Origin of the sequence: Pseudomonas sp. Irchel 3A18 (assembly GCF_900187465.1) — a bacterium.
Lineage (GTDB): Bacteria > Pseudomonadota > Gammaproteobacteria > Pseudomonadales > Pseudomonadaceae > Aquipseudomonas > Aquipseudomonas cichorii.
On record NZ_FYDI01000014.1, the window covers coordinates 105,776 to 116,841 of the forward strand.

An 11,066-nucleotide genomic window follows, 5' to 3' on the forward strand; every position below is an offset into this window, starting at 1 on the left:
ACTGGCATTCTCGCCAGCTTTTCGACGAGGGTTTGAAACCATTTGGGAGCTTTCCTACATATTGGCCGCAAAAAGCATTTTCAGAGGCTGCTCCAGTGGATTCCCGGGCCTGTGCTAAGCTGGCCCCCCTTTTTTTAGCAGTGGAGTCTGGCGATGAAGGCACGCATCCAATGGGCTGGCGAAGCCATGTTCCTCGGCGAGTCCGGTAGCGGTCATGTAGTGGTAATGGACGGCCCGCCTGAAAGCGGCGGTCGCAATCTGGGCGTACGCCCGATGGAGATGGTGCTGATCGGTCTGGGCGGTTGCAGCAACTTCGACGTTGTCAGCATTCTCAAGAAGTCCCGTCAGCCAGTCGAAAGCTGCGAAGCCTTTCTTGAAGCCGAGCGTGCAAGCGAAGATCCCAAGGTTTTCACCAAGATCCACCTGCACTTTGTCGTCAAGGGCCGCGGCCTCAAAGAAGCACAGGTCAAGCGTGCCATCGAGCTTTCGGCCGAGAAGTATTGTTCAGCGTCGATCATGCTGGGTAATGCCGGTGTAGAGATCACCCACGACTATGAAATTGTCGAACTGGGCTGATCCAGACATCCAACGATCATAAAAACGGCGCACACTCTGGCAGACGGCTTCCGACGTCTGCATAATGCGCGACTTTTTCAGGCGCAGCATGCATTGGTTTTCTGCTGCTGCGCCAGAACAGACAACCAAAATCGCCAACGCGAAGAGGTGTTAACCGTCCTACGCAGCTGAGCGCCGCTCATCTGACGGGCATGCTTGATCACGCGGCTGGCGCCGCACACATATAGAGAGTTTTTAACGGTGAAAAGCAAACTCAAGCTCCACGGGTTCAATAACCTGACAAAGACCTTGAGCTTCAATATCTATGACATCTGCTATGCGGAAACCCCGCAAGACCAGCAGGCCTACGTCGAGTACATCAACAGTGTGTACGACGCTGAACGCCTGACGCGGATTCTGACCGATGTTGTCGATATCATTGGTGCCAATATCCTGAACATTGCCCGTCAGGATTACGATCCCCAGGGTGCCAGTGTGACCATTCTGATCTCCGAGCAACCGGTAACGCCTACCGAAAGCCAGATCGAAGAGTCGCCAGGCCCATTGCCGGAAACCATTCTGGCCCACCTGGACAAGAGCCACATCACGGTTCACACCTATCCGGAAATTCACCCGGTCGACGGGATCGCGACTTTCCGCGTGGACATCGATGTGTCGACCTGTGGCGTGATTTCACCGCTCAAAGCGCTGAACTACCTGATTCACAAGTTCGAGTCCGATATCGTGACGGTTGACTATCGCGTGCGTGGTTTCACCCGCGATGTAGAAGGCAAGAAGCACTTCATCGATCACGAGATCAACTCGATCCAGAACTACCTTTCCGAAGACACTCGCAACGGTTACCAGATGACCGACGTCAACGTGTATCAGGAAAACCTGTTCCACACCAAAATGCTGCTCAAGGAGTTTGAACTGGACAACTACCTGTTCGGCGACGCGACCAGCAACCTGTCCGCTGAACAGCGTGCACAGGTCACCGCCAAGGTGAAGCACGAAATGCTGGAAATCTTCTACGGCCGCAACGTGGCTGTCTGATTTCAGTGCAAACAAGAAAGGCGCCGATCAAGGCGCCTTTTTTGTGTGTGGCTGAAAGTCAGATCCGGTAAGTGCTCTTGGTCATGACCTTGGCCAGGATACTCATGCCGAACTTGACCGGAGCAGGGAAGCGGAAGCCGCCGGCGTCCAGCGCGGTTTCGGCGTGCTGTTCTTCGTCCACGCGCATCTGCTCCAGAATTGCCCGGGACTTTTCATCCTCGGCGGGTATCTGATGCAGGTGTTCGTTCAGGTGTTTGCAGACCTGATCTTCAGTTGCGGCCACGAAGCCCAGGCTGACCTTGTCGCTGATCAGACCAGCCGCAGCGCCAATGCCGAAGGACAAGCCATAGAACAGCGGATTGAGTACGCTGGTGTGGCTGCCCAGCTGATGAATGCGCTGTTCGCACCAGACCAGATGGTCGATTTCCTCTTCGGCGGCATGCTCCATAGCCTTGCGCACCTTGGGCAGCCTGGCGGTCAGGGCCTGACCCTGATACAGCGCCTGTGCGCAGACTTCGCCAGTGTGGTTGATGCGCATCAGGCCCGCTACATGGCGGGTGTCCGCATCGTTCATCTTGTGTTCGGGGCGCAGGATGGCAGGCGAAGGCCGATGAGAATGTCCGCTGGAAGGCAGCAACGTGCGCATTGCACTGTCGGCCTGTAGCAGAAGACGATCAAGGGGAGAGTAGTGACGTTCGGTAGCCATGGGCACCTCCGGGTAGGTCCATGCTGGCCAGTTTACCCCAATCGGAGCGGCCAGGCTTGAGCTGGATCATCCTGTCGAACCCTTGAATAGAGCACTCGGCGGCCTCGACAGGATGCAAACCATTGAAAAAACAGACTCAGCCCGGCGGCCAGTTCATCTGGCGTTTGCCCAGAACATGCATGTGAATGTGATAAACGGTCTGTCCACCCAGCTCATTACAGTTCATGACGACGCGGAAACCCTCTTCGCAGCCCTGTTCCCTTGCCAGGCGTTGGGCCGTGAAAAGGATGTGGCCAGCCAGACCCTTATCTTCTTCGGTCAGGTCATTGAGGGTGCGAATGGGCTTTTTCGGGATGACCAGAAAATGTACGGGCGCCTGAGGGGCGATGTCGTGGAAGGCCAGTACCTGATCGTCTTCGTAGATGATATTGGCCGGGATTTCCCGGTTGATGATTCTGGTAAACAAAGTATCCACAGCCGTTTGCTCCTTTTGGGTGGATGGGCATGCCGGTCGACAGGCCGATACCAATGAGTTCGAGTTTACCGAGCGATAATTATTTGTCACTCAGCGCGGGCAGCAGGCCTTGTTGATATAGCCGCTGATTTGACGAACCAGCCAGCGCGACCCCAGTCGCGGGCTGAAGGCCCATAACCGGTTGCGCAGCCTGGGAATGATAACAGCCTTGTTTTTTGCCAGCGCGCGTACGGTATACAGTGCCACCTCTTCAGGGGTCATCATCTTCTCGTCGTTCACGTTGAGCTGAGCCGTACGAAAGAAAGGCGTGCGGGTCGGGCCAGGGCAAAGGACCGACACGTTTACTCCGTTTTTCTTGACCTCTTCGCGCAAGCCTTCGGAAAAGTGCAGCACGTAAGCCTTGCTTGCGTAATAAGTGCTCATCCATGGCCCGGGCTGGAAAGCTGCCACCGAGGCCACGTTGAGAATCTGCCCGCCGCCCTGCAGCGCCATCAGGTTGCCAACGGTATGGCACAGGCGAGTGAGGGCGAGGATATTCAGATCGATCAGGTCCTGCTCGGCAGCCCATTCCTGGGCCAGAAACGGGCCGCATGTTCCGATGCCTGCGCAGTTGACCAGCAGATCAATCTGATGGGCACCATCTTCCAGTTCCAGCAGGAAGCCCGAAAGACGCAGCGGCTCACCCAGATCGCACGCACGAAACAGCACTTCCACGCCAAAGCGTTGGGTCAGCTCGATGGCGATGCTTTCCAGGCGGTCGCGATGGCGGGCAACCAGCAGCAGATTGTGCCCGCGACGAGCCAGGGCTTCGGCCATGGCCAGGCCGATACCGCTGGAAGCGCCTGTGATCAGGGCGTAACGGGTCATGCAGTTCTCCATTGAACGTATTGCAACCGGCATTTCGGGTGCCGGCTCATCAGCAACGTATTTGCTTAAAGCCTTTGTCCGGACACCGATTGGGCGGGTTGAGCCTGATCGCTGTCTGAGTCGTCATCATAGGGCAGGGACTGTTCGTATTCGCTGGCCGTGGTTTCTAGTTCGTTCTTCACGGCATCAAGGCCCGTGCTCAGCACGATCGTGAAGACGAGACTGAGAAAGACAATCCATAGACAGGCCAGGATTTTCACGGCCTTCGAGTTGGGTGGCGCAGGTGGACCATATTTGTTGGGGCCTTTGGTGCCTGGTATGACCATCATCAGGAATGGAAAGATACCGCCTACGAAGGGCGCCAGGTTAAGCAGCAGAAGCCAGCCGCTCCAACCTGCATCGTGCAGGCGTTGGACGCCCATCTGCACGCTCAGAATAAAGAATGCAGCAACGGCCACCGTGCTCAACAGGCCGCCGCCCACCAGCGAAACGCTCATGACCGTAATACAGACACCCATTGTTGCGAGGCCTGCGAGTACCAATACCAGGCTCCAGGCCAGATAACGCAAGCGACCGATACGGCCTTCCACGCTGAACACCTTGAGCGACGAGTGTGCAGGCAGGTCGGGCGCGACGGTTGATGACTTGGGTGGCGCGTAGGGCGAGGGCGCTTGTGCGGGTTCTACAGGAGCGCGATAGGGTTTCGGTTCATCGATTTCGTCCAGGCTCAGGCTGATTGCAGGGTCGGGTTCTATACGTGCTTCGACGCCAGCGTCGTTGAGTGCCTGGATATATCTCTGGGCATCCGCCTGAGACAAACCGCGCTTGAGGGATACAGGATTGCCGTTGAACAGTCTCTCGACTGCCGAGGTTTCACTCTTGAACAACCGGGCCAGGTTGAGCTTTGCAGTTTCCAGCTCAACGCCATTACGCAATTGCCCTTCAAACATGATCTTGAAGTGGGTATCGGCCATCAAGGGCTTCCTTGTCTCGGTATAAGGGTGCAGCGCGGGCAGCCACCAGAAGCATGGCGTGGCTGCCCGATAGGGATCAGAACGGTTTGACGACTACCAGAATCACAATAGCCAGCAGTATCACTACAGGGACTTCATTGAACCAGCGATAAAACACATGGCTGCGGCCTTTCTCGCCACGGGCGAAGCGCTTTACCTGTGCGCCGCACATGTGGTGGTAACCGATCAGCAGGAAAACCAGCGTCAACTTCGCATGCATCCAGCCCTGGCTGAAATAGCCTGACGGACTGAAGCTGATCAGCCAGCCACCGAAAATCAGCGTGGCAATCATGGCAGGCCCCATGATGCCCCGGTACAGCTTGCGCTCCATCACGCTGAAGCGTTCCTTGCTGACAGTGTCTTCGCTCAGTGAGTGGTAGACGAACAGCCTTGGCAGATAGAACAGGCCTGCAAACCAGCAGACCATCGAAACGATGTGAAGCGCTTTGACCCATAAAAAGAGCATTTTCAGTTATCCCCAGGTTCACGGTGGACAAATAGTAGTGGGTTGTGCGGCCATACGTCACGTTGTCGGTTGTCGCAGAGGCCATAGGCTCATATCATCGACGGCTTTCCAGTTGTTTCGTTGAGGGCAGGTTATGGTCAAGGTCGGTATCGTCGGCGGCACGGGTTACACCGGGGTCGAGCTGCTGCGTCTGTTGGCACAGCATCCGCAAGCAGAAGTGGTCGTTATTACCTCTCGCTCGGAGGCCGGTCTTGCAGTAGCCGACATGTACCCCAACCTGCGAGGCCATTACGATGGTCTGGCTTTCAGCGTGCCGGACGTCAAGACCCTGGCCGCATGCGATGTCGTGTTCTTCGCTACGCCTCACGGTGTTGCCCATGCGCTGGCTGGCGAACTGCTGGCAGCCGGCACCCGGGTTATTGACCTCTCCGCGGACTTCCGTCTCCAGGATCCGGTTGAGTGGGCCAAGTGGTACGGCCAGCCACACGGCGCGCCTGAGTTGTTGAAGGATGCCGTATACGGTTTGCCTGAGGTCAATCGCGAGCAGATCAAGAATGCACGCTTGATCGCCGTGCCGGGTTGCTACCCAACCGCAACCCAGCTGGGCTTCCTGCCTTTGCTGGAAGCGGGCCTTGCGGATAACTCCCGCCTGATTGCCGACTGCAAATCAGGTGTCAGTGGTGCCGGTCGTGGTCTGAGCCTGGGTTCGCTGTACTCTGAGGCCAACGAAAGCTTCAAGGCTTATGCAGTCAAAGGGCATCGTCACCTGCCGGAAATCAGCCAGGGGCTGCGTCGTGCAGCGGGCGGCGATGTCGGCCTGACATTCGTGCCGCACCTGACGCCGATGATTCGCGGCATTCACTCCACGCTGTATGCAACCGTTGCCGACAAGTCGGTGGATTTGCAGGCTCTGTTCGAGAAGCGTTACGCCGATGAGCCGTTTGTCGATGTCATGCCTGCCGGCAGCCATCCCGAAACCCGCAGTGTGCGCGGCGCAAACGTCTGCCGTATTGCCGTGCATCGTCCGCAGGGCGGCGACCTTGTCGTCGTGCTGTCGGTTATCGACAATCTGGTCAAGGGCGCTTCGGGTCAGGCCGTACAGAACCTGAACATCATGTTCGGCCTGGACGAACGTGCCGGCCTGTCACACGCTGGCATGATGCCTTAAGTCTGGAGGCTACAAGCGGCACCCCACTTGCCGCTTGTAGCTTGCCCGCTTGCTACTGCTCTTCACTTCAATAGTTGACCAGTTTTCTAGGAGAAGCGGATAATGCCCGTCATTACGCATTATGACGGCTTAACGCCGGGAGATATCTGACATGAGCGTCGAATCCTTTACTCCTACAGCTCTGGAGTTCACCCCAGGAGCCGCGCACAAGGTGAAAACCCTGGTCGATGAAGAGGGCAATGATCGCCTGAAACTGCGGGTTTTCGTAACCGGCGGCGGTTGCTCCGGCTTCCAGTACGGCTTCACTTTCGATGAAGATGTGGCCGATGACGATACCGTCGTCGAGCGCGAAGGCGTCAGCCTGGTTGTCGATCCGATGAGCTTCCAGTATCTGGCGGGTGCTGAAGTGGATTACCAGGAAGGTCTGGAAGGTTCGCGTTTCGTGATCAAGAACCCGAACGCTTCGACCACCTGTGGTTGCGGTTCGTCGTTCTCGATCTGATCGCGCTCCATATGAAAACGCCGCGCATATGCGCGGCGTTTTTCATTGTGGCTTCGGTCAGGCGGGATAAATAGCGCCCAGAACCCGCAACCCTCTGGCTCCGGTCACGGTTGGCCGGTTGGCCGGTACGCTTTCCAGGCAGCAATGCGCCAGCCAGGCAAACGCCATGGCTTCGACCCAGTCCGGATCCACACCGAATTTTGCGGTGCTGCTGACTTTCGTCTCCGGCAACAGCGCTGCCAGCCTGTCCATCAGCGCCACGTTATGGGCACCGCCGCCGCACACCAGAAGCTCTGAAGTGCTTGATTGCGCCGCTTGCAGAGACTCTGTAATCGTCAAAGCCGTCAGCTCAAGCAGTGTCGCCTGTACGTTCTCCGGCGCGACGGTCGGCAACTGGAACAGGTGATGATGCAGCCAGCCGAGGTTGAAGACTTCACGGCCTGTGCTCTTCGGGCCTTTGGTCAGGAAGAACTGATCGCTCAGCAATCCCTTGAGCAGCCCTGGATCGACCTGGCCACTGGCAGCCCATGCGCCATCCTTGTCGAAGCTCTGATGACGCTGCGACTGAATCCATGCATCCAGCAGCACGTTGCCCGGTCCGCAATCGAAGCCGGAAACCGGACGGTCCGACTCGATGATGCTCAGGTTGCTGAAGCCACCGATGTTCAATACTGCACGGCGGTCCTTGTTGTCATCGAACAGCGCTTCATGGAACGCAGGCACCAATGGCGCGCCCTGGCCGCCTGCAGCGATATCGCGACGGCGGAAGTCGCTGACGACGGTAATTTCGGTCAGTTCGGCAAGCAGGGCAGGGTTGCCGATCTGGATGCTGAAGCCGCGTCCCGGCTCATGACGGATGGTCTGGCCGTGGCTGCCGATGGCACGTATCTGGCCAGCAACCATGTTCTGCTCTTGCAGCAGGGTGGCTATGCCTTGTGCTACCAGTTTCACCCACTTCTGCTCGGCAATGGCGGCGCGTGCCAATTCATCTGCGCCGCTGGAGCAAAGGCCGAGCAACTCGGTATACAGATCTTCCGGCATCGGAATGTAATGAGTTGCCAGAAGCCTTGGACGGTCATCCTGCTCCAATAGGGCGATATCTATCCCATCGAGGCTGCTGCCGGACATCACACCTATATAGAAGAAGGCCATGGATTACCTTTTATTAGAGGCCAGCGTAGTGGCCTTGTCATGGTCCATGCGCGCCATCAACGGTTGGCTTTGCTGCATGAACCGCTGTTTTTCGGATTTGGCGATCGGGTCCGCCATTGGAAGTTTCTGGCCCAGCGGATCGACGTGCACGCCATTGACCTGGAATTCATAGTGCAAGTGCGGGCCTGTCGACAAGCCGGTTGTTCCAATATAGCCGATCACCTGACCCTGCTTGACGCTGCCACCGGTTTGTACGCCTTTGGCGAAGCCTTGCATGTGCCCGTACAGCGTGCGGTAAGTCTCGCCGTGCTGAATGATGACGGTGTTGCCGTATCCGCCGCGACGTCCGGCCAGAAGCACTTTGCCGTCGCCGGTTGCCTTGATGGGCGTACCGCGTGGCGCTGCATAGTCGACGCCCTTGTGAGCGCGGATCTTGTTCAGGATCGGGTGCTTGCGGCCCATGGAAAACATCGAGCTGATACGTGCGAAGTCTACCGGCGTGCGGATAAAGGCCTTGCGCATGCTGTTGCCGTCAGCGGTGTAGTAATTGGTATTGCCTTGCTTGTTGGTATAGCGAATGGCGGTGTAGGTCTTGCCGCGGTTGGTGAAGCGCGCGGACAGGATGTTGCCGGTGCCTACGGTCTTGCCATTGATTACTTTCTGCTCATAAACCACATCGAATTCGTCGCCTTTGCGGATGTCCTGGGCGAAGTCGATGTCGTAGCCAAAGATATTGGCCATGTCCATGGTCATGCTGTGTGACAGGCCGGCACGCTGCGCCGACAAGGACAGCGAGCTGTTTATGACCGCGTGTGCATAAGTCTCACGCACGGTGGGTTGGCTGACTTCGCGGCTGAACGTGAATCCGGCATCCGTTTTCGAGAGGCTGATGGTTTCCAGTTCGCTGAGCTTGCTGTGCAGTTGCTTGAGCTGACCGTCGGGGGAGAGCTCGAACTGTAGAACCTGACCGTTCTGCAGTTTGCTGAACTGTTTGGCCTGTTTGTCGCTGGCCATGACTTCATGCACGGTCGTGGCCGGCAGGCCGACCTTTTCAAACAGCGTGGAAAGGGTATCGCCCTTGGAAACCACAACTTCCTTGTGGTTCGGGCTCTTCATGTCTGTAGTCGGGGTTGGCTGAGCAGAAGCGCTTTCCTGAGACTGATCTTCGCCGTTATCAACCTGGGCAAAGGGTGAAACAGTGCTATCAGGTGTGGCTTGAGTGGCTTGCTGAGCGTCTTGGTCTTGTGCGTTCTGATCTGTGGGGGCTTCCAGATCCAGAACCAGATTGGTTCGTTTTGCTTCAACTTCGCTGGAAGGGAATACCAGAAGTGCCAGGCTCAGCAGGGCGGCGATGCCGCTGGCAGCGAGCAGGTGACTCTTCGGATAAAGCGGGGGCGCTTTAGGCGGTGGTGTGTCGATCATAGGTAATTTGACTTTGAAAAAGGTGAAATGGAAAAGATGAATGACATGATGAAGATGAAATAACTGTATAAAATATAACCAAATCCAGCACGAAGCAACCCTGCTGACGTATCGGTATCCGATTCGTGGCTGTGTGCTGGGCAAAAACTTGTAATTGGGCTCTGATCTTGTATGGTTGGTTCCCTTTAAATTGGGGGCTGATATGAAGTCGGTTGAAGAGCAGCTTGCGCTTATAAAGCGTGGCGCGGATGAACTCCTGGTCGAGGCCGAACTGGTCGCCAAACTCAAGCGCGGTCAGCCGCTGCGTATCAAGGCAGGGTTCGATCCAACGGCACCTGACCTGCATCTGGGTCACACTGTCCTTATTAATAAGCTTCGTCAGTTTCAGGATCTGGGGCATCAGGTCATTTTCCTGATCGGTGACTTCACCGGGATGATCGGCGACCCGAGCGGCAAGAGCGCTACTCGTCCTCCGCTGACTCGCGAGCAGGTTCTGGATTACGCCGAGACTTACAAGGCTCAGGTTTTCAAGATCCTCGATCCGGCCAAGACCGAAGTCGCCTTCAACTCCACCTGGATGGACAAGCTGAGTCCGGCGGACTTCATTCGCCTGTCTTCTCAGTACACCGTTGCGCGGATGCTGGAGCGTGATGACTTCGACAAGCGCTATAAAGGCAGCCAGCCAATCGCGATCCATGAATTCCTGTACCCGCTGGTGCAAGGCTATGACTCGGTCGCGTTGCGTGCGGATGTCGAGCTTGGCGGTACCGACCAGAAATTCAACCTCCTGATGGGGCGTGAACTCCAGCGTGCCTATGGTCAGGAAGCGCAATGCATTCTGACCATGCCTTTGCTGGAAGGGCTGGACGGCGTCAAGAAGATGTCCAAGTCGCTGGGTAACTATGTAGGTATTCAGGAAGCGCCGGGTGTCATCTATAGCAAGCTGGTTTCCATTCCTGATGCCTTGATGTGGCGCTACTTCGAGTTGTTGAGCTTCCGCTCCATGGAAGAGATCAATGAACTCAAGGCGGCGTGCGAAGCGGGTGCCAATCCTCGCGACATCAAGATCAAGCTCGCTGAAGAGATCGTGGCTCGTTTCCATGGTGAAGAGGCGGCCGCTACTGCGCATCGCTCTGCCGGCAACCGCATGAAGGATGGCGAGCTGCCAGACGACTTGCCGGAAATCTCTGTCGGCGCTACTGAAGATATGCCGGTGGCCGCCGTCCTTAATAAGGCAGGCCTGGTGAAGAACTCTGCTGTCGCTCGTGATCTGCTGGCTTCCGGTGGTGTGCGTATAGATGGTGAGGTTGTTGATCGCAGCTTTGTCTTCAAGGTTGGGGCTACCCATGTTTGCCAGGCTGGCAAGAAGGCTTTTGGGCGTATTACCCTGGTTTTGGAATAAAAGTTAAATTAACGGTTGACGGGCGATTTAATGTCTCTATAATTCGCCCCACTTCCGGCGTAGACGGAACTGAAAAAGCCTTGTAAATCAATAGTTTGCAAGTGTTTAGCGGTTCTGGAGTCGAGTTGGAAGTGCTTCGATCGAGGTTGGATCGACAGCGGTGTGAGAAAGCGTTTGACACAGCCTTCGGGTCCTGTAGAATTCGCCTCCCGCTGACGAGCAACCTGAGGTTGATCGAAGCGCAAGTGGTTGAAGTTGCAAAGGAAACTTTGAAACTTGTTG

Annotated in this window: 13 protein-coding genes; 5 read left to right on the forward strand and 8 right to left on the reverse strand. The window is 56.5% G+C overall.

The window, feature by feature from the left end:
• The first annotated feature begins 153 nt into the window (after positions 1–153).
• Both CKW23_RS21675 and speD read left to right on the forward strand, forming a co-directional pair.
• Positions 154–576 carry an OsmC family protein gene (locus CKW23_RS21675; RefSeq protein ID WP_025262078.1) on the forward strand — a complete coding sequence of 141 codons (423 nt, stop codon included), beginning with the start codon at positions 154–156 and terminating at the stop codon, positions 574–576.
• Between the two features lie 240 nt (positions 577–816).
• Complete coding sequence (gene speD, locus CKW23_RS21680; protein WP_025262077.1) at positions 817–1,611, forward strand: adenosylmethionine decarboxylase; 795 nt, start codon at positions 817–819, stop codon at positions 1,609–1,611.
• A gap of 58 nt (positions 1,612–1,669) precedes the next feature.
• Here speD and coq7 read toward each other — a convergent pair whose 3' ends face one another.
• From coq7 to hemJ, 5 genes are all read right to left on the reverse strand, one after another.
• The gene (coq7, locus tag CKW23_RS21685) at positions 1,670–2,317 is read right to left on the reverse strand and encodes a 2-polyprenyl-3-methyl-6-methoxy-1,4-benzoquinone monooxygenase (protein ID WP_025262076.1); all 648 of its coding nucleotides are present in this window, start codon (positions 2,315–2,317) and stop codon (positions 1,670–1,672) included.
• A 136-nt stretch (positions 2,318–2,453) separates the two neighbouring features.
• Positions 2,454–2,792, reverse strand: coding sequence for a histidine triad nucleotide-binding protein (locus CKW23_RS21690; protein WP_025262075.1), 339 nt, complete (start codon positions 2,790–2,792; stop codon positions 2,454–2,456).
• A 90-nt stretch (positions 2,793–2,882) separates the two neighbouring features.
• Positions 2,883–3,659 (reverse strand): SDR family oxidoreductase, encoded by a 777-nt coding sequence (locus CKW23_RS21695; RefSeq protein ID WP_025262074.1) that lies wholly within the window; start codon positions 3,657–3,659, stop codon positions 2,883–2,885.
• A 65-nt stretch (positions 3,660–3,724) separates the two neighbouring features.
• Positions 3,725–4,633, reverse strand: coding sequence for a DUF805 domain-containing protein (locus CKW23_RS21700; RefSeq protein ID WP_025262073.1), 909 nt, complete (start codon positions 4,631–4,633; stop codon positions 3,725–3,727).
• A 76-nt stretch (positions 4,634–4,709) separates the two neighbouring features.
• Complete coding sequence (hemJ, locus tag CKW23_RS21705) at positions 4,710–5,138, reverse strand: protoporphyrinogen oxidase HemJ (RefSeq protein ID WP_025262072.1); 429 nt, start codon at positions 5,136–5,138, stop codon at positions 4,710–4,712.
• Positions 5,139–5,271: 133 nt separating this feature from the next.
• Between hemJ and argC the strand changes: the two genes are divergently transcribed.
• Positions 5,272–6,306 (forward strand): N-acetyl-gamma-glutamyl-phosphate reductase, encoded by a 1,035-nt coding sequence (gene argC, locus CKW23_RS21710; RefSeq protein ID WP_025262071.1) that lies wholly within the window; start codon positions 5,272–5,274, stop codon positions 6,304–6,306.
• 151 nt (positions 6,307–6,457) lie between these two features.
• The gene (gene erpA, locus CKW23_RS21715; protein WP_025262070.1) at positions 6,458–6,808 is read left to right on the forward strand and encodes an iron-sulfur cluster insertion protein ErpA; all 351 of its coding nucleotides are present in this window, start codon (positions 6,458–6,460) and stop codon (positions 6,806–6,808) included.
• A 57-nt stretch (positions 6,809–6,865) separates the two neighbouring features.
• Here erpA and CKW23_RS21720 read toward each other — a convergent pair whose 3' ends face one another.
• Together CKW23_RS21720 and CKW23_RS21725 are read right to left on the reverse strand one after the other, a co-directional pair.
• Positions 6,866–7,960: an anhydro-N-acetylmuramic acid kinase gene (locus CKW23_RS21720; RefSeq protein WP_025262069.1), complete on the reverse strand. Its 1,095-nt coding sequence runs from the start codon at positions 7,958–7,960 to the stop codon at positions 6,866–6,868.
• Positions 7,961–7,963: 3 nt separating this feature from the next.
• On the reverse strand, positions 7,964–9,382 hold the full coding sequence (locus tag CKW23_RS21725) for a peptidoglycan DD-metalloendopeptidase family protein (RefSeq protein ID WP_025262068.1): 1,419 nt from the start codon (positions 9,380–9,382) through the stop codon (positions 7,964–7,966).
• 202 nt (positions 9,383–9,584) lie between these two features.
• Between CKW23_RS21725 and tyrS the strand changes: the two genes are divergently transcribed.
• On the forward strand, positions 9,585–10,784 hold the full coding sequence (gene tyrS / locus CKW23_RS21730; RefSeq protein ID WP_025262067.1) for a tyrosine--tRNA ligase: 1,200 nt from the start codon (positions 9,585–9,587) through the stop codon (positions 10,782–10,784).
• A gap of 8 nt (positions 10,785–10,792) precedes the next feature.
• On the opposite strand, the gene CKW23_RS26810 is transcribed toward tyrS, so the two are convergent.
• Positions 10,793–11,066 (reverse strand): hypothetical protein (locus CKW23_RS26810; RefSeq protein WP_218250571.1); only part of this gene is annotated, 274 nt, incomplete at its 5' end.